The sequence below is a fragment of the Xanthobacter sp. DMC47 genome (assembly GCF_056313845.1).
The window spans coordinates 2,173,558-2,194,397 of the sequence record NZ_JBQUZM010000001.1 but is presented as its reverse complement, the minus strand read 5'-3'; the positions used below and the strand labels follow the sequence as shown (position 1 = coordinate 2,194,397).

Sequence of the window (20,840 nt, the reverse complement as noted above, 5' to 3'; positions counted from 1 at the left end):
CTCGCGGCCGCCCTTCCCCATTCAACGCGGGTGCGAAAGATCACTCCGCCGCGCCGGCCTCGCCCTCGGAGGCGGTGCGGCCGGCTTCGCGCTCGGCCTTGGCCTTGGCTTCGAGGTCCTCGCCGGTGGCCTGGTCGACCACCTTCATGGACAGGCGGGTCTTGCCGCGCTCGTCGAAGCCCATCAGCTTCACCTTCACCTTGTCGCCTTCCTTGACGACGTCGGAGGGCTTGGCGACGCGCTCGTTGGCCATCTGCGACACGTGGACGAGGCCGTCCTTGGAGCCGAAGAAGTTCACGAAGGCGCCGAAGTCCACCACCTTCACCACGGTGCCCTCATAGATCTGGCCCACTTCCGGCTCGGAAGCGATGGACTTGATCCAGTTGATGGCCGCCTTGATCGAGTCGCCGTTGGCGGACGCGATCTTGATGGTGCCGTCGTCCTCGATGTTGATCTTGGCGCCGGTCTTCTCGACGATCTCGCGGATCACCTTGCCGCCGGAGCCGATCACTTCGCGGATCTTGTCCACGGCGATCTTCATCACCTCGATGCGCGGGGCGTGCTCGCCGAGTTCCGCGCGGGCGGTGGTGAGGGCCTTGGCCATCTCGCCGAGGATGTGGACGCGGCCGTCCTTCGCCTGGGTGAGGGCGACCTTCATGATCTCCTCGGTGATGCCGGCGATCTTGATGTCCATCTGGAGCGAGGTCACGCCCTGCTCCGTGCCGGCCACCTTGAAGTCCATGTCGCCGAGGTGGTCCTCGTCGCCGAGGATGTCGGAGAGCACCGCGAACTTCTGGTCCTCGAGGATGAGGCCCATGGCGATGCCCGCCACCGGACGGCGCAGCGGCACGCCCGCATCCATCAGCGCCAGCGAGGTGCCGCAGACGGTGGCCATGGAGGACGAGCCGTTGGACTCGAGGATCTCCGACACCACGCGCAGGGTGTAGGGGAACTCGTGCTTGGCCGGCAGCATGGGGTGGATGGCGCGCCAGGCGAGCTTGCCGTGGCCGATCTCGCGGCGGCCGGGCGAGCCCATGCGGCCGGTCTCGCCCACGGAGAAGGGCGGGAAGTTGTAGTGCAGCAGGAAGTGCTCCTTGTAAGTGCCTTCCAGGCTGTCGATGAACTGCTCATCCTCTCCGGTGCCGAGGGTGGCGACCACCAGGGCCTGCGTCTCGCCACGGGTGAACAGGGCCGAGCCGTGGGCGCGCGGCAGGATGCCGACCTCGGAGACGATCGGGCGCACGGTGCGCACGTCGCGGCCGTCGATGCGGATGCCGTCGTCGAGGATGTTCCAGCGCACGATCTTGGCTTCGAGCGCCTTGAACACCTCGGAGACCACCTGCGGGTTCGGCACGGACGTGCCGCCGATGGCGAGCTCCTCGTAATACTTCTTCACCTTGGACTTGGCGGCGCCGACGGCGGCGTAGCGGTCCTGCTTCTGCTTGATCTTGTAGGCGGCGCGCAGATCGTGTTCGGCGATCTCCTTCACCTTGGCCTCGATCTCCGAGACGTCGAGCGGCGCGAAGGTGCGGGGCTCCTTGGCGGCCTTCTCGGCGAGGCGGATGATGGCCTCGATCACCGGCTGGAAGTGGCGGTGGCCGAACATCACGGCGCCGAGCATGATTTCCTCGGGCAGCTCCTTGGCTTCCGATTCCACCATCAGCACCGCGTCGCCCGTGCCGGCGACCACGAGATCGAGGGAGCTTTCCTTCACCTCGTCCACGGTGGGGTTGAGCACGTACTCATTGTCGATGAAGCCGACGCGGGCGGCGCCCACCGGACCCATGAAGGGGATGCCGGAGAGGGTCAGCGCGGCGGAGGCGGCGACCAGCGACACGATATCCGGATCGTTCTCGAGGTCATGCGCCAGAACGGTGACGACCACCTGGGTGTCGCACTTGTAGCCCTCGGGGAAGAGGGGGCGGATCGGGCGGTCGATGAGGCGGGAGACCAGTGTCTCCTTCTCGGACGGACGACCCTCGCGCTTGAAGTAGCCGCCGGGGATGCGGCCGGCCGCGTAGGTCTTTTCCTGGTAGTTCACGGTCAGCGGGAAGAAGTCCTGGCCCGGCTTCGGCTCCTTGGCCGAGACGACGGTGGCGAGGACCTTGGTATCGCCGTAGGTGGCCAGCACGGAGCCGTCGGCCTGACGGGCCATCTTGCCCGTCTCGAGGGTGAGGGTGGTTCCGCCCCAGTCCAGCTCTTCGCGGTGGATATCGAACATGTCTTGCTCTTTCAGTTCAGGCGCGAACGAAAAAAGCCATGAGCAAGACGGCCGGACGCGCCGCGCGAAGCCAACCCCTCATGCGGGGGCTCCGACGGTTGCGTCCGGCGATCCTGCCATGGCTTCTTCCATTCACGGACCCGCAGCAGGCCCCATGCCCGCTGCGCAAATGCACCCCCCGTGGCGGGGGCGCGCGGCGCCAACCGTTCCTCGGCCGGCGCCGGAAACCGGCGTCAGCGGCGGATGCCCAGACGGCCGATGAGGGACTTGTAGCGGCCCTCGTCCTTCTTCTTCAGATAGTCGAGGAGGCTGCGCCGCTGCGAGACGAGCTTCAGAAGCCCGCGACGCGAGTGGTTGTCCTTGTTGTGGGACTTGAAGTGCTCGGTGAGGTTGGTGATGCGCTCGGTGAGGATCGCCACCTGCACCTCGGGCGAACCCGTGTCGCCGTCCTTGGCACCAAAGTCCTTGATGAGCGCCTGCTTGCGCTCGGCCGTGATCGACATCGGTCAATCCTTTCAACAGAGAGTGGGGAGGAGGCGGAAGCCCTGGCGCCGGGTCCCTCGGAGAGGTAACGGCGGGCTCTCGATCTCCGCTCGGCCGGGCCGGGATGTCGTCCAGCACGGTCGACGCTGTGCGAAACGCGGGTTGGGTCCAGCGACCGCCCGTTGCCGTTTCCGTATTGTCGTCAGCATATTAAGCTGCCAACAGGAAACGCGGCGCCCCGAAGGGCACCGTCCGCGCGGCGGACTATATCCAAATTTCCGCGCCCGGCCAGCGGAATGTTTCGCCCCTTCCGGGGGCTCAGTCCGCGCCCTGATCGGGCGTGTGGCCGGCGGCGGTGATGCCGGCGATGGCGCAGGCCTCGTCATTGTCAGAGGTGTCGCCGGAGATGCCGACCACGCCGATCACCTTGCCGTCGCCGGAGCGGATCAGCACGCCGCCCGGCACGGGAATCAGCGAGCCGCCGATGGCCGAGGTGGCGGCGGCGATGAAGAAGGGCTGATCCTTCGCCCGCTTGAACAGGGAGCGCGAGCCCATGCCCAGCGCCAGCGCGCCCTTGGCCTTGCCGAGGGCGATGTCCATGCGGTTGAGGCTGGTGCCGTCCTCGGATCCGGCCGCCTTGAGCGCGCCGCGCGCATCGAGCACGCAGACGGCGAGCGGGTTCATGCTGCCCGCCCGCGCATGGGCGAGGGCCGTCGTGACGATGGTCTGGGCCTGATCGAGCTTGAGTTCCGACACGCCTTGGTCCTTTCCCCTTCGGACGCCGGGCGGCGTCGCGATTGCCTCTGATGTCTCCCTCTAGCCCATGCGGCGCCCGATGCGAACCGGGTGGGGAGGGCGGGAAAATCATCTCCCCTGTGCGCCCGTCGCCGTGCCACCATGCGCCGCCCCGCCCCAGAGATCCGATCCGGGAGAGCCGTCATGATCCCCACGCGGACCGTAGCCCCGCGCCAGAGCCGCGAACCCGGGCATCGTCGCAAGTTTCTGGTGGTGGTGGACGATACCCCGGAATGCGACCGCGCCGTCTATTACGCCGCCCGCCGCGCCGCCGGCACCGAGGGCGGGGTGGTGATGCTGGGGGTCCTGGAGCTTGAAGGCGTCAGCCAGCAATGGCTCGGCGTCGCCGATCTGATGCGGGCCGAGGCTCATGAGGAGATGGAGGCGCGGCTCGCCAAGTACGTCGCGCGGGCGCGGCAGGTGGCCGGCATCGCACCGGAGACCGTGATCCGGGAGGGTGCTTTGGCGGAGGCCATCGGCGCGGTGATCCATGAGGACCGCGATATCGCCATTCTGGTGCTTGCCGCCGGGACCGGAAAGGAAGGGCCGGGGCCGCTGGTGGCCTCGCTCGCCGCCGGCCATGCGGCACGGTTTCCCATCCCCGTCACCATCGTGCCGGGCGCGCTGACCGATCAGGAACTGGACGGACTGGCCTGAGAGCGTAAACCGCCGGGACGGATCGCTCCATCCCGGCGGTCGCGCGGCCCGGCGAGAAACGCAAGGACTTGATCCTCGCTCGGGACGGCGGTTCGCATGTCTGGTTGATCCGGCAGCTTTGGCGGATCGGGCGCGGCAGGCCTGACGCGGACGGGCCATCGAGATACGATGATGGCGGGCTCTTCAGCGTCGGGCGTCGCCATCGACGGGTCGAGGCGGAGCGCGGTCGGCGGGGTTGAACACCCCGCGTGCGGCGCAATTGCGGCGGCCCGGCTCGGGTGGGGCGGATGTGCCATGCGCGAATCGCAGGTCATTGCCGGCAAAGCGCTAACTTGGATGCCGGGCTTGCGTGTCCGGCATTTCCGTCTATATTAGCGCCGTCCCCCATGGGGATGCCTCAGCGCCATCGCAGTCGAAGGTGATGAGAGTGGGCCCCGGTCGGGACCCGCTCCTTTTCTGCTTATCCGGTGTTCCGCGACACCAGGATGCGCCCTTCGGGGTGCCGGGCGGGCCTGATGGCCATATGAATTTCGGGCGCCGGTGCCGAGCCGCCGCGTCCGGCAAAAAATGAACCAGCGGACGACGCGCGGCGGACAAGCCGGCGCGAAGCGATCCGCACCCGGAGTGACATGACCGAGATCAACGCCGTGCTGGACGATCCCAACGAGCCGCGCCTCATCACCGAGACCGGCGTGGCGGCCCGCGTCGCCGCCATCGCTTCCGGCGTGCTCGGCGGCCTGGGCTATCGCCTGGTGCGCGTGAAGGTGACGAACCGGGACGGCGGCACCGTGCAGATCATGGCCGAGCGCCCCGACGGCACCATGTCCATCGACGATTGCGAGGCCGCCTCCCGCGCCCTCTCGCCGGTGCTCGATGTGGAAGACCCCATCGCCAGCGCCTATCGCCTCGAAATGTCCTCGCCGGGCATCGACCGGCCGCTGGTGCGGCTGTCGGATTTCGTGCGCTGGGCGGGCCACGAGGTGAAGGTGGAGATGAGCGTGCCGGTGGACAGCCGCAAGCGCTTCCGCGGCATCCTCACCGGTGCCGAGGATGGCGATGCGCTGGTGCGCCGCACCGATGCGCGCGCCGACGAAGAGCCCACCGTCCGCCTGCCGCTCCGCGACATCCACGATGCCCGCCTCGTGCTCACCGACGCGCTGATCCGCGAGGCGCTGCGCGCGGCCAAGGCCGCCGGCCAGGAGCTGGACGAGGAGGCCGAAGACTTCCTCGACACCGTCGATCCGCTGGAGGCCGACGACACGTTCGAGCCGGGCGATCTGGACGGTGACGACGACGGGGCGCCCGCCAAGCCGGCGCGCGGTCCGGTTGCCAACAAGGCCGCCACCGGCAAGGTCGCCGGCAAGAAGGCGAAGAAATCCAAGGTCGCGGGCAAGAAGCCCGATGGAAAGAAGTCCAACGCCAAGAAGAAGGCGGGCCTCGAGACGGCCGCCTCCTCGGCCAACGCCAGCAGCGTGAAGGAGAAGCACTGATGGTCGCCGTCAGCGCAAACCGGCTGGAGCTCCTGCAGATCGCCGATGCGGTCGCGCGGGAGAAGTCCATCGACCGCAGCATCGTCATCGCCGCCATGGAAGATGCCATCGCCAAGGCCGCGCGCTCGCGCTACGGCCAGGAGACGGACATCCACGCCGACATCAACTCCAAGACCGGCGAGCTGCGCCTTGCGCGCCACCTGCTGGTGGTGGACGAGGTGGAGAATACCGCCACCGAGATCACGCTGGACGGCGCCCGCCGCCACAATCCCGCGGCGCAGGTGGGCGACACCATCGCCGACACCCTGCCGCCCTTCGATTTCGGCCGCATCGCCGCGCAGAGCGCGAAGCAGGTCATCGTGCAGAAGGTGCGCGAGGCCGAGCGCGACCGGCAGTATGACGAATACAAGGACCGCATCGGCGACGTGCTGAACGGTCTCGTGAAGCGTGTCGAGTACGGCAACGTCGTGGTGGACCTCGGCCGTGGCGAAGGCATCCTGCGCCGCGACGAACTCCTTCCGCGCGAGACGGTGAAGACCGGCGACCGCATCCGCGCCTACATCTACGACGTGCGTCGCGAGCCGCGCGGCCCGCAGATTTTCCTCTCCCGCACCCATCCCCAGTTCATGGCGAAGCTGTTCGCGCAGGAAGTACCCGAGATCTACGACGGCATCGTCGAGATCAAGGCGGTGGCCCGCGATCCCGGCTCCCGCGCCAAGATCGCCGTCATCTCCCGCGACCAGTCGGTGGACCCGGTCGGCGCCTGCGTCGGCATGCGCGGCTCGCGCGTTCAGGCGGTGGTGAACGAGCTGCAGGGCGAGAAGATCGACATCATCCCCTGGAACCCGGACATCGCCACCTTCATCGTCAACGCCCTTGCCCCCGCCGAGGTGGTGAAGGTGGTGCTCGACGAGGATCGCGAGCGCATCGAGGTGGTGGTGCCCGACGCCCAGCTCTCGCTGGCCATCGGCCGCCGCGGCCAGAACGTGCGCCTCGCCACCCAGCTCACCGGCTGGGACATCGACATCATGACCGAGCAGGAGGAGAGCGAGCGGCGGCAGAAGGAATTCGCCGAGCGCACCAAGATGTTCTCCGAGGCCCTCGATCTCGACGAGATGATGGGCCAGCTGCTCACCTCCGAGGGCTTCACCTCGGTGGAGGAGATCGCCTACGTGCCGATCTCCGAACTGGCCTCCATCGAAGGCTTTGACGAGGACACCGCCACCGAGCTGCAGTCCCGCGCCCTCAAGCACCTCGCCGAGGTGGAGGAGGCGCTCGACGCCCGCCGCAAGGAGCTGGGCGTCGAGGACGAAGTGAAGGACGTGCCCGGCGTCACCTCCAAGATGCTGGTCGCCTTCGGCGAGAACGACATCAAGACCGTCGAGGATGTCGCCGGCTGCGCCACCGACGATCTCATCGGCTGGAGCGAGCGCAAGGACGGCGAGACCATCCGCCATGCCGGCGCGCTGGACGGTTTCGAGTTCTCCCGCGAGGACGCCGAGGCCCTCATCATGCAGGCCCGCGTCGCCGCGGGCTGGATCGAGGCCGAGCCTGAAGCCGAGGGCGAAGACGCCCCGGCCGAAGACGCCTGAGCCCAAGGAGATGACCACTGGTGCACGCTATACTGGACGAGGACGAGACGGACGGGGGGCCGCGCAGCTTGTCTGCGGCGCGGGCGCCTTTGTCGCGCCTGTGCCTCGCCACGCGGCGGGTGCTGCCGGTGGCCGACATGCTCCGCTTCGTGGTGGCGCCGGACGGCGCCATCATCCCGGATCTTTCGCGTAAGCTCCCCGGCCGTGGTGCCTGGGTGGGGGCCACGCGCGCCGATTTCGAGACGGCGCTGAAGAAGAAGGCCTTCGGCCGCGCCTTCAAGGGTCGCGGCAAGGCCGCGCCCGATCTTGCCGATCTGGTGGATCGGCTCATCTACAAGGACGCCCTCGCCGCCCTCTCCCTCGCCAACAAGGCGGGACGGGTCGTGACGGGCCACACCAAGGTCGAGGCGGCCCTGGGCACCGGCGATGTGCTGGTCGTCCTCAACGCCAGTGACGCGCGCCCGGACGGGGTGCGCAAGCTCAATGCCCTCCTGCGTCAGGTCGAGGCCGCCGGTTTCCGAGCGGTCACCGTGGTCGATTGCTTTCCCGGCATCGATTTGGACTTGGCGTTGGGGCGGTCAAATGTGGTACATGCGGCGCTGCTCGCGCATCCGACGGCCAAAGGGTTTCTGGAGCGCTGCCACAGGCTCTCGCGCTGGCGGACGGGTACGTCCCTCGGCGAGACGCTCGGGCAGGGTCCAAACCCCAGCCATGGCAATGATTTGAGCCATGGTGCTGATCTCCCGCATGACCCCGGCCGGATGCAAGGAACGGATACGGAATGAACGACACCAAGACCCCAGGCGACAAGACGCTGCATCCCGCCCCCGGCAAGACGCTCACGCTGAAGCGCCCGGTGGAGCAGGGAACGGTGCGCCAGAGCTTCAGCCATGGCCGCTCCAAGGCGGTCGTGGTGGAGAAGGTGAAGCGCCGCGTCATCGCCCCAGGTGAGGCAGGACACGGGAGCGCGCCTGCGGCGCCGGCTCCGGCCGCCCCGCCTGCGCAGGCGAAGGCGCCTGTGGCTCCGGCTGCGCCTGCCCGTCCCGCACCGGCGGCTCCCGCGCCGTCCGCTCCGGCTCCCGCCGCGCCGGTCGAAGCCAAGGCTCCGGCTGCACCGCCGGCCGCACCTGTTGCCACGCCTGCCGCTGCTCCCGTTGCGCCGGCTCCGGCCGCGCCTGCGCCCGCCGCTCAGGTGGAGGCGAAGGCCCCGGCTGCACCGCCCGCTCCTGAGCCTGCTGCTCCGGCCCCCGCCGCTCCGTCGCCTGCCGAGCCGGCACCGGCCGAACCGGTTGCTGCCAAGCCTGCTGCCGCCAAGCCGGAGGCAGCTCCGGCTGCCGCCGCTCCGGCGGCGCCTGCGGCTCCGAAGCCGGCAGCGCCTTCCGCACCGGCTCCTGCCGCGGCCCGTCCGTCCGCGCCGTCCGGCGCGCGTCCCTCCGAGGGACCGCGCTCCGCTTCGGGCCAGACCTCCCGTCCCGGTTCCGCGGGCCAGTCCTCGTCGCGCCCTGGCGCGCCGTCGCGTCCCGGCCAGCCGCCGCGTTCCGGCGGGCCCGGCTCGGATCGGGACCGTCGCCCCGGTGGCGGTGGCGCCCCGTCGCGTCCCGGCCAGCAGCGTCCCGGCGGTTCCGGCGTGGTGCTGCGCACCCTGACCGAGGAAGAGCGTAACGCCCGCGCCAGCGCGCTCGCCGACGCCCGCGTTCGCGCGGTCGAAGAGCAGCGCATGGCCGAGGAGCGCCGTGCCGCCGAGGAGGAGGCCCGTCGCCGCGCCGAGCGCGAGCGCACCGAGCGTGCCGAGCGTGAGGCCGCCGAGGCCCGCAAGCGCGAGGACGAGGCCCGCCGCGCCCAGGAAGAGGACAAGAAGCGCAAGGCCGAGCAGGAGGCGCGCAAGCGCTTTGGCGGCGAGGAGCAGGGCGCGGGCGCCCGTCCCGCCGGTGCCGGTGCCACGAGCGCCCGTCCGCTCACCCCCCGCCCCGCCGGCACCACCGCTCCGGCAGCGGGTGGCACCGAGGAAGAAGAACGCCGTGGCGGTGCCGTCCGCCGTGGACCGGGCGCCCGCCCGGCTGCCCCGGTCAAGGTGCCCCGTGCGCCCGCCGGCCAGGAGAAGCAGCGCGGCCGCCTGACGCTCGTCACCGCCCAGTCGGGCGAGGAGGAGCGCCAGCGTTCGGTCGCCTCGTTCCGGCGCCGCACCCAGCGCATGACCGGTCACCGGCAGCAGGAGAGCAAGGAAAAGATCGCCCGTGAGGTGATCCTTCCCGAGACCATCACCATCCAGGAACTCGCCAACCGCATGTCGGAGCGGGCCGTGGACGTCATCCGCATGCTGATGAAGCAGGGGCAGATGGTGAAGATCACCGACGTGATCGACGCCGATACCGCCGAGCTCATCGCCGAGGATCTCGGCCACACCGTGCGCCGCGTGTCGGAGAGCGACGTCGAGGAAGGCCTGTTCGATACCCCGGACGCCCCCGAGACGCTGGAGCCCCGCCCGGCGGTCGTGACCATCATGGGCCACGTCGACCACGGCAAGACCTCGCTGCTCGACGCCATCCGCAAGGCGAACGTCGTTTCCGGCGAGGCCGGCGGCATCACCCAGCACATCGGCGCTTACCAGGTCACCGCGCCTTCGGGCTCGAAGATCACCTTCATCGACACCCCCGGCCATGCCGCCTTTACCGCCATGCGCGCCCGCGGCGCCAAGGTGACGGACATCGTGGTGCTGGTGGTGGCGGCCGACGACGGCGTGATGCCCCAGACGGTGGAGGCCATCAACCACGCCCGCGCCGCGCGCGTGCCGCTGATCGTGGCCATCAACAAGATCGACAAGCCCGGCGCCAAGCCCGAGCGCGTGCGCTCCGAACTGCTTCAGTATGAAGTGCAGGTGGAGAGCATGGGCGGCGAGACGCTCGAGGTGGAAGTCTCCGCCAAGGAGCACCTCAACCTCGACAAGCTGCTGGAGGCCATCGCCCTCCAGTCCGAACTGCTCGACCTGCGCGCCAATCCCAACCGCGACGCCGAAGGCACCGTGGTGGAAGCCAAGCTCGATCGCGGCCGGGGCCCCGTGGCCACCGTCCTCGTCCAGCGCGGCACCCTGCACGTGGGCGACATCGTGGTGGCCGGCGCCGAGTGGGGCCGCGTGCGCGCCCTCATCTCCGACACCGGCGCCAATGTGGACGCGGCCGGCCCCTCCTTCCCCGTGGAAGTGCTGGGCTTCAACGGCACGCCGGAGGCGGGCGACCGCCTCGCCGTGGTGGAGAACGAGGCCCGCGCCCGCGAGATCACCGATTACCGCCAGCGCCAGAAGCGCGAGAAGGCGGCGGCCCGTTCCGCCACCATCCGCGGCTCGCTGGAGCAGATGATGAGCCAGGTGAAGGCTTCGGGGCGGAAGGAATTCCCCCTCATCATCAAGGGCGACGTGTCGGGCTCGGTGGAAGCCATCATCGGCGCGCTGGAGAAGGTCGGCAACGACGAGGTGCAGGCCCGCATCATCCATTCCGGCGCGGGCGGCATCAACGAGAGCGACGTGACGCTGGCGGAGACCTCCGGCGCGGCGATCATCGCCTTCAACGTGCGCGCCAACAAGGAAGCGCGCGACGCGGCCGAGCGAGCCGGCATCGAAATCCGCTACTACAACATCATCTACGACCTCGTGGATGACGTGAAGAAGGCCATGAGCGGCCTGCTCGCGCCCATCAACCGCGAGACCATGCTGGGCAACGCCCTCATCAAGGAGATCTTCCTGGTCTCCAAGGTGGGCAAGGTCGCGGGCTGCCAGGTCACCGACGGCGTCGTGGAGAGGGGCCAGCACGTGCGCCTCATCCGCGACAACGTGGTGATCCACGAAGGCAAGCTCGCGACGCTCAACCGCTTCAAGGATGCGGTGAACACCGTCCACGCGGGCCAGGACTGCGGCATGTCCTTCGAGAACTACCAGGACATGCGTGCTGGCGATGTGATCGAGTGCTTCCGCGTCGAGGTGATCCAGCGCTCGCTGTGACCTGAAGACGAGCGCAAGGCTCGACGTTTCCGCCTCCGAACTTCCTCTCCTGACGGGGAGAAGGCCGGAGGCGTCGACGATTAACCGGAACGGCACGGTCCAAACCCGTCCGCTCCACAATCGAGGAGAAGGCGCCACGGCTTTGCCGGCGCCGAACGAAGCAGAAGAAAAATGAAACCCGACACCCGCACGGGAGGCGGCCCCTCCCAGCGCATGCTGCGCGTGGGCGAGCTTGTCCGCCATGCTTTGGCCGACGTGCTGTCCCGCGGCGACCATATCGATCCGGTGCTCGCCGGGCACATCATCACGGTGCCCGAGGTGCGCATGTCGCCGGACCTCAAGATCGCCACCTGCTACGTCATGCCCCTCGGCGGCAAGGACATCGCCCCCGTCATCAAGGCGCTGGCCGACAATGCCCGCCGCATTCGCGGCGAGCTGGCGCGGCGCGTGGAGCTGAAGAGCGTCCCCGAGCTGCGCTTTCGCAAGGACACGTCCTTCGACGAGGGCGCCCGCATGGATGCGCTCCTGCGCTCCCCCCAGGTGCAGCGCGACCTCGATGCCCTTGAGAGCGGCGCCGAGGACGCGACCGACCAGACTTCGACCGACAAAGAGACTGACGCCGAATGACCGTCCGAGCCATTGCCGAAGCCGCGGCTGAAGCCGCCGCCGAGCCCATCGTTGAAGCCGTTGTCGAGACCGCCGTCGCTGCTGAAGCGGCCGAAGCGCCCCGCGCCGGCGAGCAGCCCCGCGCCAGCCGCGAGCAGGACAACCGCCCCCGTGCGCCCAAGCGCGACCTCGATGGCTGGGTGCTGCTGGACAAGCCCACCGGCATGACCTCCACCCAGGCGGTGGCGGTGGTGAAGCGCATCTTCGGGGCCAAGAAGGCCGGACATGCCGGGACCCTCGACCCTCTGGCCTCCGGCTGCCTGCCCATCGCCTTCGGCGAGGCCACCAAGACCGTTCCCTATGTGATGGACGGCCGCAAGACCTACCGTTTCACGGTGCGCTTCGGCACCGAGACGGACACGGACGATTCCGAGGGCAAGGCGGTCGAGACCTCGGACCTGCGCCCCTCGGACGACGAGATTCTCGCGGCGCTGCCCACGTTCCGGGGCGAGATCATGCAGGTGCCGCCGGCCTATTCGGCGCTGAAGATCGGCGGCGAGCGCGCCTACGACCTCGCCCGTGAGGGTGAGGAGGTGAAGCTGGAGGCGCGCCCCGTCACCATCTTCCGCATCGAGCTGATGGAGCGTCCGGACGCCGACCATGCGGTGCTCGAGGCCGAGTGCGGCAAGGGCACCTATGTGCGCGCCATCGCCCGCGACCTCGGCCGCATGCTCGGCTCGCGCGGCCACATCTGCCAGCTGCGCCGCGCCTGCGTCGGGCCGTTCCTGGAGGAGCGCCTCGTGCCCCTCGACGAATTGCGCGACCGCGCCGAGGCGAGCGAGGAGGCGCTGATGGACGCCCTCGATCCGGTGGCCGTGGCGCTGGAGGAGATTCCCCAGCTCAACGTTACGCCGCAGGATGCCCATCGCCTGCGCTGCGGACAGAGCATCATCCTGCGCGGCCGCGACGCGCCCATCGTCGAGGGCCACGTGGCGGTGTCCTGCCAGGGTGCGCTCATCGCCATCGGCGACGGCGAGAACGGCGAGGTGTTCCCGCACCGCGTGTTCAACTGGGGCAAGTCCTCTGGCAAGTCTTCGGGCAAGCCCTCCGGCCGTCCGCCCCGGCGTGGGCGCTGACGCCCGTTTCGCAAAAGCGAAGCATACGGCATATCTTTTGCCTTCCTTCCGTGGGGCTTACTCACGGAAGGACGATAGATGCTGCGTTTCCGCGCGCTTCGAACCACTCTCGCCACCGCGCTTTTCCTCGGTCTTGCCGGAGCGGCACCGGCCGGCGCGGAGAGCGTGGTCCGCTATGGCATCTCCATGGCGGACATTCCGCAGACCACCGGTCAGCCTGATCGTGGGGCAGGTGCCTATCAATTCACCGGCTACACCCTGTACGACCCGCTGGTCGCCTGGGAGATGAACGTGGCCGACCGGCCCGGCAAGCTGGTGCCGGGCCTCGCCACCGAGTGGAAGGTGGACCCGGCCGATCCCAAGAAGTGGCTGTTCACCCTGCGCAAGGGCGTGAAGTTCCACGACGGTTCGGACTTCAATGCCGACGCCGTGGTGTGGAACCTCGACAAGGTGCTGGACGAGAAGGCACCCCAGTTCGACAAGCGCCAGTCCGCCCAGGTGAAGACCCGCCTGCCGTCCATCGCCTCCTGGCGCAAGGTGGACGACATGACGGTGGAGATCACCACCAAGGACGTGGATTCGTTCTTCCCCTACCAGATGCTCTGGTTCCTGGTGTCGAGCCCGGCGCAATACGAGAAGCTCGGCAAGGACTGGGACAAGTTCGCCCAGAACCCCTCGGGCACCGGCCCCTTCAAGCAGGACAAGCTAGTGCCGCGCGAGCGGCTGGAGCTGGTGAAGAACCCCGATTACTGGGATAAGACCCGCCTGCCCAAGACCGACCGGATGATCCTCATCCCCATGCCGGAGGCGCTGACCCGCACCAACGCGCTGCTCGCTGGCCAGGTGGACCTCATCGAGACCCCCGCGCCCGACGCCGTGCCGCAGCTCAAGGCGGCGGGGATGAAGCTCGTGACCAACGTCACGCCGCACGTGTGGAACTACCACCTCTCCATGCTGCCCGGCTCGCCCTGGACCGACATCCGCCTGCGCAAGGCGCTGAACCTCGCGGTGGACCGCGACGGCGTGGTGGAGCTGATGAACGGCCTCGCCCAGCCCGCCAAGGGGCAGGTGGACAAGACGAGCCCCTGGTTCGGCAAGCCCACCTTTGACCTCAAGTATGATCCCGAGGCCGCGAAGAAGCTGGTGCAGGAGGCGGGCTATTCCAAAGAGAAGCCGCTCAAGACTACCTTCATCATTGCCGCCGGCGGCACCGGTCAGATGCTCTCCCTGCCCATGAACGAGTTCCTGCAGGCGAGCTTCAAGGAGATCGGCATCGACGTGGAGTTCAAGGTGGTGGAGCTGGAGGCGCTCTACACCGCCTGGCGCAAGGGGGCGAAGGACCCGATGAACGAGGGCATCACCTCGAACAACATCGCCTATGTCACCTCCGACCCGCTCTACGCCCTGATCCGCTTCTTCGATTCGCGGCAGGTGGCGCCGGTGGGCGTGAACTGGGGCTATTACTCCAACCCCAAGGTGGATGCCCTCATCGACGAGGCGAAGCGCACCTTTGACACCAAGAAGCAGGACGAGCTGCTTGCCCAGGTGCACCAGCAGGTGGTGGACGATGCCGTTCTGGTCTGGGTGGTCCACGACGTGAACCCGCACGCGCTCTCGCCCAAGGTGAAGAGCTTCGTGCAGGCCCAGCACTGGTTCCAGGACCTCACCACCATCGGCCTCAACTGAGGCCTGCCCACAAACGCAAAGGGCGCCCCACTGGGGCGCCCTTTTTCATTCCGGGAACGCGATCAGAGGATCTGCGCGGCGTCCTCGAAGGCGAGGCGCGGCAGGCGGGGCATCACCTTGGAGGCATCGCCGTGGCCGATGGCGGCGATGAAATTGGTCTTGGTGGTGCCGCCGGGGAAGAATTCCGCGTCCACCTTGGCGGCGTCGAAGCCGGAGATGGGGCCGACATCGAGGCCGAGCGCGCGGGCGGCGAGGATGAGATAGGCACCCTGCAGCGAGGAATTGCGGAACGCGTGGGGCTCGATCATGCCCGGATTGTTGATGAACAGGTCGCGGAACTGCGGATAGTGCGGGAACAGCTCGGGGATCTTGTCGTGGAAGTCGAGGGCGTAGCCGATGATGGCCACCACCGGCGCGGCGAGGATCTTGTGGTTGCTCTCCGGCAGGGCCGGGCGCAGGCGCTCCTTGGCTTCCGCGGTGGTGAGAAACACGTAGCGCGCGGGCTGGGTGTTGGCGGAGGTCGGGCCGTACTTCACCAGATCATAGAGGGCGCGGACTTCCGCCTCGGTGACCGGCGCATCGGTCCAGCCATTCTGGGAGCGGGCGGCGAGGAACAGGCGGTCGATGGCGGCGGCATCGATGGCCGGGGTGACGGTCTGCGACATGGGGGGCATCCAATTTGAACCGGCGAGCGCAGGGAGGTGCGCGGGTGATGCAATGGACGTAGGACCGCGCGTCCGCGCCGGCAACGGTCCCGCTTCGCAAGAGGCTATTGCGTTTGTGCAATGACGTTACGGCGTATGCGATTCATCACCGGCGCTGATCGGTTCGCCACTTCATTTGATGGCGCACGGGCGCGCCCAGGCTCTATAAGTCGCGCCGGCGCACCCGCCGATGTCCCTCCGCGCCTCCACCCTGCTTTCGTGCCCGCGAGCAATCCATGATCTCCCCTGCTGCGCCCGTCCCCGCCTTGCCCGTGGAGGATCCCTATCTGGAGCGTGTGCGCGAGCACGTGCGCGCGCTGCCCGAGAGCGGGATCGTCGAGGTGATGAACTACGGCCGCGACCGGCCCGGCATGATCCCGCTCTGGGCCGGCGAGGGCGACGTGCCCACCCCGCCCTTCATCTGCGAGGCGGCCGCATCCGCCCTCCACGCGGGCGAGACCTTCTACACGTGGCAGCGCGGCCTGCCGGAGCTGCGCGCCGCCATCGCCCGCTACATGAGCGGCCTCTATGGCGTGCCGGACATGGCGGAGCGCTATTTCGTCACCGGCTCGGGCATGCAGGCCATCCACGTGGCCATGGCGCTGGTGGCGGGGGCAGGCGACGAGGTGCTCATCCCCTCGCCCACCTGGCCCAATGCCGCCGCGGCGGCGCAGAAGGCGGGCGCGCGCGCCGTCTATGTGCCTTTCAATTACGGACCCGAGGGCTTCTCCCTCGATCACGATCGCCTCGCCGCGGCGGTGACGCCCGCGACCCGCGCCATCTTCCTCAATACCCCGGCCAATCCCACCGGCTTCGTGGCGACGCTCGACGACCTCAAGGCGGTGCTGTCCCTCGCCCGCCGCCACGGCCTGTGGATCATCGCCGACGAGATCTATGGCCGCTTCTATTATGGGCAGGAGGGGCGGGCGCCGTCCTTCCACGACATCATGGACGAGGAGGACCACATCCTTTTCGTCCAGACCTTCTCGAAGAACTGGGCCATGACCGGCTGGCGCATCGGCTGGCTGGAGGCGCATCCGCGCCTCGGGCAGATCATCGAGAACCTCATCCAGTATTCCACCTCCGGCGTTGCCGCCTTCATGCAGCGCGGCGCCATCGCGGCGCTGGACCAGGGCGAGCCCTTCGTCGCCGAGCAGATCGCCCGCGCCCGCCGCGGCCGCGATCTCGTGGGCGATGCGCTGCTCGCCACCGGCCGGGTGGACCTCGTGAAGCCGCCCGGCGCCTTCTACCTGTTCTTCGGCATCGAGGGCCGGCGCGACGTGCGCAGCCTTGGCCTGACCCTGGTGGACGAGGCCAATGTGGGCCTTGCCCCCGGCACCGCCTTCGGGCTCGGCGGCGAGGGATTCATGCGCCTGTGCTTCGCGCGGGGCGATGCGCAGCTCGCCGAGGCGAGCCGGCGCTTGGTCGACTGGCTGGAGCGGACACGGCCGACGGGATCGGACGCCGCGTGAGGGGCTTGCCCTTCAGGATGCGCTCTGCCGCATCGGCGGTGATCACGCTGGGGGCCGGAGCCCTCGGCGGCGGCGCCTTCGCGCTGCTCGGCCTGCCGGCGGCATGGATCTCGGGCTCGCTGGTCGCCTGCATCGGCCTCGCGCTGGCCGGGGTGCGCATCGTCGTGCCCGAATGGCTGCGATTCCTCGCCTTTGTCGTGCTCGGCACCTCCATGGGTACCATGCTGACGCCGGAGACCTTCGCCCGCGCCGCCACCTGGCCGGTGAGCATGGCGTGCCTCGGCGCCAGCGTGCTGGGCACCATGGCGGGCGGAACGCTCTTCCTCACCCGCGTGGCCGGCTGGAGCCGGGAGAGCGCCTTCTGGGCCTCCGCGCCCGGTGCCTTCGGCACCGTGGTCGCCATGGCGGCGGACACCAGTGCGGACCTGCGGCAGGTCGCCTTCGCCCAGACCCTGCGGCTGTTCCTGCTGGTGGCGGCCCTGCCCAACGTGCTGGCGGCGCTGGGGATGACGGCGGGCGGCGTGCCGCCGCCGCCGCATGTCTCGACCATCGCAGAGATCGTCATCCTCTTCCTCGTCTGCACCGGCGCGGCCCTGCTCGCGGCGCGGCTGAAGCTGCCGGGGGGCCTGATCCTCGGGGCGCTCGCCGGCAGTGCGGTGCTTCACGCCACGCGGCTCTCCACCGCCGTGCTGCCGGCGGGCCTGCTCATTCCGGCTTTCGTGGTGCTGGGGGGTAGCGTCGGCGTGCGCTTCATCGGCACGTCCCTCGCCACCATCCGGGCCTATGTGCTTGCCTCGCTCGGGGCCTTCCTGGTGGCGGTGGCGATCTCCACGCTGTTCGCCGTGCTGGCGGCGTGGCTGACCGGCGATGATCTCGGCAAGCTCGTCACCGCCTTCGCGCCGGGTGCGCTGGAGGCCATGACGGCGCTTGGCTTCGCCATGGGCTACGACCCGGCCTTCATGAGCGCGCACCACCTTTTCCGCTTCGCCGGCCTGTCGGTCGCGCTGCCGGTGGCGGCGCGGCTGATGTTCGCCGCCGCCGAGGAGGCTGGGCGGGACCACACGCAATAGTGTTCTGAAACCTCCGCCCCAAGGTTGCGATGCAGCATTTCCAGCAGCAAACACGTACCGCTGCTTCCGTACGGGGAAGCGTGTGCTGGAGAACAAGCCTTGCGTACCCTTGATGATCTCGTCCTGCTCGTCGGCCGGCTCTTCCTCGCGGCTCTCTTCCTGCCGGCGGGAATCGGCAAGCTTGGCAACCTCGCGGGTTTCGCGGGCTCCCTCGCCGCCAAGGGCGTCCCGGCGCCGATGGTGTTTGCAGGCCTTGCGGCGGCCACCGAGGTCATCGGCGGACTGCTTCTCATCGCCGGTCTTTTCCCGCGCATCACCGCGCTGTGGCTCGCGGGCTTCACTGTGGTGGCCACCGTGCTTTCGCACCTGTTCTGGACGTTCCCGGAAGCCGCTCAGGCCGGGCAGCAGATCCACTTCTTCAAGAATGTCGCCATCATCGGCGGTTTCCTGATGTACTTCGTCGCCGGCCCCGGTGCGATCGCCATTGGCGGCAAGAAGGCGCTCTGAAGACGGGGCCTTAGGGCGCCGCCAAGTTCAGTCTTCGCCGTAGCGGTGAAGTTCGGAGCCGTGGCGCCTCAGCCACGCCTCCGCTTCCTTGCGGTTGGGGCAGACCTGCTCCACCAGCCGCCAGAAGCGCACCCCGTGGTTCATTTCGAGCCGGTGCGCGACCTCGTGGGCCGCGAGATAGTCGAGCACGAAAGCCGGCGCGAGGATCAGCCGCCAGGAAAAGGAGAGGTCGCCGCGCGCCGAGCAGGAGCCCCAGCGGCTCGCCGTGTCGCGAAGCGTGAGCCGTCCAACCTCGACCCCGAGGGCCTGCGTATAGTGCTTCACCGCGGCGGCAAGGTCGCGCCGCGCCTCCTTCTTCAGGAAGTCCTGCACGCGCCGGGCGACGTGCGGCGCCTCCCCGGCCACGCAGAGCGCGGGCATGCCGCGGACGGCCGGCTCGATCCACACGGTGCCGCGCGCATCGGGACGGTGGACGATGCGGTGCGGCTCGCCGCGCAGGGGGATGACGGCGCCATCCGCGAAGGGCACCGCCTCCGGCAGGCGCACGAGGCGCACCCGCACCCATTCGCGATGCCGCTCCACGAAGGCGCGGGCGAAGGAGAGCGCCACATGGGGCGGCGCCGTCAACGTCACGTCGCGGGAGGTGGCGCGCACCCGGAGCGTCAGGCGGCGGGCCTGCGGATGGCGACGGACCATGACGCGCAGCAACTCGTCATCAAGCAACAATTCGATCGTCTCGGCGCCGGGCGCGAGCGACGATTTGCGGTTCTCGTTGCGAGTCTCACGGCGAAACAGCATTGGGCAGCCGGGGCGAAGTTACCTCCGGTATCTTCCCAAGAATTTCGCCGCGCCGCCAGTGCTAAGTCGGCGCAATCCGGGGATAAAGCGCGGTCACATTCTTGTTGAGGGCGAACACATCCGGCTCTTCCTCGCCTGCGGCCTCGGGCGCAGGGCGGTCCGGCATGGGCCGGGCCCGGCCGTCGCGCCGGAATTCCTGGGAAAGGATGAAGTCCGAGATGCGCGGCGCGATCTCCGAGCGGAAGCGCGAGCCGTTGAAAACGCCGTAATGGCCGACGCCCGGCTGCTCCCAATGGGCCCGCATGTCCTCGGGAATCCGCGGGCACAGCTTGTGCGCGGCCTTGGTCTGGCCGATGCCGGAGATGTCGTCCTTCTCCCCCTCCACCGTCATCAGCGCGACGCGGTGGATGGCGTCCGGCTTCACCACCTGCGAGTGGTGCATGATCTCGCCCTTGGGCAGGGAATGGGTGATGAAGACATTCTCCACGGTTTCCAGGTAGAAATCCGCGGTCAGGTCCATGACGGCGAGGTACTCGTCGTAGAAATCGCGGTGCTTTTCCGCCGAGTCGCCGTCGCCCTGCACCAAGTGCCGGAACAGATCCCAATGGGCCTGCAGGTGCCGGTCGAGGTTCATGGACATGAAGCCGTTGAGCTGCAGGAAGCCGGGATAGACCTCGCGCAGGGCGCCCGGGTGGGGCCACGGCACCGTGGTGATGACGTTGCGGCGGAACCAGTCGATGCCGCGGTCCTTGGCGAGGGCGTTGACCGCCGTCGGGGCCTCGCGGGTGTCGATGGGGCCGCCCATGAGCACCATGGACTTGGGCACGAAGGGGTCTTCCTCCGCCTCCATCCGGGCGATGGCCATCATCACCGGCACCGCCGGCTGGCACACGGCCATGACATGGCAGTTGCCGCCCATGCGGTGGAAGATGGAGATGAGGTAGTCCACATAGTCGGATAGGCTGAAGCGGCCTTCCGACATGGGCACCAGCTTGGCGTCGATCCAGTCGGTCACGTAGACGTCGTGGGTGGGCAGCATGGCCTCGACCGTGCCGCGCAGCAGCGTGGCATGGTGGCCGGACACCGGGGCCACGATGAGCAGGCGCGGCTGCGGGCGGCGCGGCGGATATTCGAACGCGCGCTCGAAATGCAGCAGCCGGCAGAAGGGACGTTCCCACACCGTGTTGACGTGAACCGGCACCGTCTGGCCCGCGGCCGAGGTATGGGTGATGCCCCAGTCCGGCTTGCCGTAGCGGCGCGTGGTGCGCTCGAACAGCTCGCAGGCGGCCGCCATGGACTTGCCGATGGTGGTATGCGAGACGGGATTGATCGGGTTTTTCAGGAACAGCCGGCTGGCGTCGGCCATGGCCCGGGATGGGTTGAGCGCCGCATATCCCATCTCGTACATCCAGTAGAGCGGAGTCGAGAGTCCAACGTCGCCTTGACGCGGCAGCCGGGTGGCACTTGCAAACTCGCCGATTGCCATGACTGCTCCTCACCATTACTGCGCTGCCCAGAAAGGCGGCACGTTGACGCAAGCGTGTGCCCACTTCCAAGGTTGGTCAATGCCGACAAAAGACATAGGGCGCTATTGTTCCGCTGCTATGGCAGTAGGGTCACTATTCCCTTTCG

Annotated in this window: 17 protein-coding genes; 11 read left to right on the top strand and 6 right to left on the bottom strand. The window is 68.7% G+C overall.

Going from position 1 to position 20,840, the window contains the following annotated elements:
* Positions 1 to 40: 40 nt before the first annotated feature.
* The 3 genes from pnp to ACT54R_RS10135 form a co-directional block, all read right to left on the bottom strand.
* Positions 41 to 2,221, bottom strand: a complete 2,181-nt coding sequence (gene pnp, locus ACT54R_RS10145; protein WP_476325895.1) for a polyribonucleotide nucleotidyltransferase — start codon at positions 2,219 to 2,221, stop codon at positions 41 to 43.
* A 233-nt stretch (positions 2,222 to 2,454) separates the two neighbouring features.
* Positions 2,455 to 2,724, bottom strand: coding sequence for a 30S ribosomal protein S15 (gene rpsO / locus ACT54R_RS10140; protein ID WP_024281319.1), 270 nt, complete (start codon positions 2,722 to 2,724; stop codon positions 2,455 to 2,457).
* A gap of 298 nt (positions 2,725 to 3,022) precedes the next feature.
* Complete coding sequence (locus ACT54R_RS10135; protein ID WP_476325893.1) at positions 3,023 to 3,460, bottom strand: GlcG/HbpS family heme-binding protein; 438 nt, start codon at positions 3,458 to 3,460, stop codon at positions 3,023 to 3,025.
* A 183-nt stretch (positions 3,461 to 3,643) separates the two neighbouring features.
* Between ACT54R_RS10135 and ACT54R_RS10130 the strand changes: the two genes are divergently transcribed.
* From ACT54R_RS10130 to ACT54R_RS10095, 8 genes are all read left to right on the top strand, one after another.
* Positions 3,644 to 4,156: a universal stress protein gene (locus ACT54R_RS10130; RefSeq protein ID WP_476325891.1), complete on the top strand. Its 513-nt coding sequence runs from the start codon at positions 3,644 to 3,646 to the stop codon at positions 4,154 to 4,156.
* A gap of 629 nt (positions 4,157 to 4,785) precedes the next feature.
* Positions 4,786 to 5,646 carry a ribosome maturation factor RimP gene (gene rimP, locus ACT54R_RS10125; protein ID WP_168458509.1) on the top strand — a complete coding sequence of 287 codons (861 nt, stop codon included), beginning with the start codon at positions 4,786 to 4,788 and terminating at the stop codon, positions 5,644 to 5,646.
* Positions 5,646 to 7,238: a transcription termination factor NusA gene (gene nusA / locus ACT54R_RS10120; protein ID WP_476325889.1), complete on the top strand. Its 1,593-nt coding sequence runs from the start codon at positions 5,646 to 5,648 to the stop codon at positions 7,236 to 7,238. Before rimP ends, nusA begins: the two co-directional genes overlap by 1 nt.
* A 20-nt stretch (positions 7,239 to 7,258) precedes the next feature.
* Positions 7,259 to 8,023 carry an RNA-binding protein gene (locus tag ACT54R_RS10115; RefSeq protein WP_476325887.1) on the top strand — a complete coding sequence of 255 codons (765 nt, stop codon included), beginning with the start codon at positions 7,259 to 7,261 and terminating at the stop codon, positions 8,021 to 8,023.
* Positions 8,020 to 11,229 (top strand): translation initiation factor IF-2, encoded by a 3,210-nt coding sequence (gene infB / locus ACT54R_RS10110; protein WP_476325885.1) that lies wholly within the window; start codon positions 8,020 to 8,022, stop codon positions 11,227 to 11,229. The genes ACT54R_RS10115 and infB overlap by 4 nt, the downstream gene beginning before the upstream one ends.
* Before the next feature lie 171 nt (positions 11,230 to 11,400).
* Positions 11,401 to 11,856: a 30S ribosome-binding factor RbfA gene (gene rbfA / locus ACT54R_RS10105; protein WP_476325883.1), complete on the top strand. Its 456-nt coding sequence runs from the start codon at positions 11,401 to 11,403 to the stop codon at positions 11,854 to 11,856.
* Complete coding sequence (gene truB, locus ACT54R_RS10100) at positions 11,853 to 12,971, top strand: tRNA pseudouridine(55) synthase TruB (RefSeq protein ID WP_476325881.1); 1,119 nt, start codon at positions 11,853 to 11,855, stop codon at positions 12,969 to 12,971. The genes rbfA and truB overlap by 4 nt, the downstream gene beginning before the upstream one ends.
* Positions 12,972 to 13,049: 78 nt before the next feature.
* Positions 13,050 to 14,657 carry an ABC transporter substrate-binding protein gene (locus ACT54R_RS10095; protein ID WP_476325879.1) on the top strand — a complete coding sequence of 536 codons (1,608 nt, stop codon included), beginning with the start codon at positions 13,050 to 13,052 and terminating at the stop codon, positions 14,655 to 14,657.
* A 62-nt stretch (positions 14,658 to 14,719) separates the two neighbouring features.
* Here the strand turns inward: ACT54R_RS10095 and ACT54R_RS10090 are convergent, their stop codons facing one another.
* Positions 14,720 to 15,322 carry a malonic semialdehyde reductase gene (locus tag ACT54R_RS10090; RefSeq protein WP_168458503.1) on the bottom strand — a complete coding sequence of 201 codons (603 nt, stop codon included), beginning with the start codon at positions 15,320 to 15,322 and terminating at the stop codon, positions 14,720 to 14,722.
* A 275-nt stretch (positions 15,323 to 15,597) separates the two neighbouring features.
* Between ACT54R_RS10090 and ACT54R_RS10085 the strand changes: the two genes are divergently transcribed.
* The 3 genes from ACT54R_RS10085 (at position 15,598) to ACT54R_RS10075 (ending at position 18,410) form a co-directional block, all read left to right on the top strand.
* Positions 15,598 to 16,833, top strand: coding sequence for a pyridoxal phosphate-dependent aminotransferase (locus ACT54R_RS10085; RefSeq protein ID WP_476325877.1), 1,236 nt, complete (start codon positions 15,598 to 15,600; stop codon positions 16,831 to 16,833).
* A gap of 17 nt (positions 16,834 to 16,850) precedes the next feature.
* Positions 16,851 to 17,903, top strand: a complete 1,053-nt coding sequence (locus ACT54R_RS10080) for an AbrB family transcriptional regulator (RefSeq protein WP_476325875.1) — start codon at positions 16,851 to 16,853, stop codon at positions 17,901 to 17,903.
* 99 nt (positions 17,904 to 18,002) lie between these two features.
* The gene (locus ACT54R_RS10075; RefSeq protein WP_168458500.1) at positions 18,003 to 18,410 is read left to right on the top strand and encodes a DoxX family protein; all 408 of its coding nucleotides are present in this window, start codon (positions 18,003 to 18,005) and stop codon (positions 18,408 to 18,410) included.
* Positions 18,411 to 18,437: 27 nt separating this feature from the next.
* Here the strand turns inward: ACT54R_RS10075 and ACT54R_RS10070 are convergent, their stop codons facing one another.
* Complete coding sequence (locus ACT54R_RS10070) at positions 18,438 to 19,208, bottom strand: M48 family metallopeptidase (RefSeq protein WP_476325872.1); 771 nt, start codon at positions 19,206 to 19,208, stop codon at positions 18,438 to 18,440.
* A 61-nt stretch (positions 19,209 to 19,269) separates the two neighbouring features.
* Positions 19,270 to 20,694, bottom strand: coding sequence for a polyhydroxyalkanoate depolymerase (locus ACT54R_RS10065; RefSeq protein ID WP_476325870.1), 1,425 nt, complete (start codon positions 20,692 to 20,694; stop codon positions 19,270 to 19,272).
* Positions 20,695 to 20,840: the final 146 nt, after the last annotated feature.

Coding starts and splice junctions, on each gene's coding strand:
- pnp (WP_476325895.1), bottom strand. CDS start 2,221: ATGTTCGATATCCACCGCGAAGAGCTGGACTGGGGCGGAACCACCCTC.
- infB (WP_476325885.1), top strand. CDS start 8,020: ATGAACGACACCAAGACCCCAGGCGACAAGACGCTGCATCCCGCCCCC.
- ACT54R_RS10065 (WP_476325870.1), bottom strand. CDS start 20,694: ATGGCAATCGGCGAGTTTGCAAGTGCCACCCGGCTGCCGCGTCAAGGC.
- ACT54R_RS10085 (WP_476325877.1), top strand. CDS start 15,598: ATGATCTCCCCTGCTGCGCCCGTCCCCGCCTTGCCCGTGGAGGATCCC.
- ACT54R_RS10070 (WP_476325872.1), bottom strand. CDS start 19,208: ATGCTGTTTCGCCGTGAGACTCGCAACGAGAACCGCAAATCGTCGCTC.
- ACT54R_RS10080 (WP_476325875.1), top strand. CDS start 16,851: ATGCGCTCTGCCGCATCGGCGGTGATCACGCTGGGGGCCGGAGCCCTC.
- rbfA (WP_476325883.1), top strand. CDS start 11,401: ATGAAACCCGACACCCGCACGGGAGGCGGCCCCTCCCAGCGCATGCTG.
- truB (WP_476325881.1), top strand. CDS start 11,853: ATGACCGTCCGAGCCATTGCCGAAGCCGCGGCTGAAGCCGCCGCCGAG.
- ACT54R_RS10130 (WP_476325891.1), top strand. CDS start 3,644: ATGATCCCCACGCGGACCGTAGCCCCGCGCCAGAGCCGCGAACCCGGG.
- ACT54R_RS10090 (WP_168458503.1), bottom strand. CDS start 15,322: ATGTCGCAGACCGTCACCCCGGCCATCGATGCCGCCGCCATCGACCGC.
- nusA (WP_476325889.1), top strand. CDS start 5,646: ATGGTCGCCGTCAGCGCAAACCGGCTGGAGCTCCTGCAGATCGCCGAT.
- rpsO (WP_024281319.1), bottom strand. CDS start 2,724: ATGTCGATCACGGCCGAGCGCAAGCAGGCGCTCATCAAGGACTTTGGT.
- ACT54R_RS10095 (WP_476325879.1), top strand. CDS start 13,050: ATGCTGCGTTTCCGCGCGCTTCGAACCACTCTCGCCACCGCGCTTTTC.
- rimP (WP_168458509.1), top strand. CDS start 4,786: ATGACCGAGATCAACGCCGTGCTGGACGATCCCAACGAGCCGCGCCTC.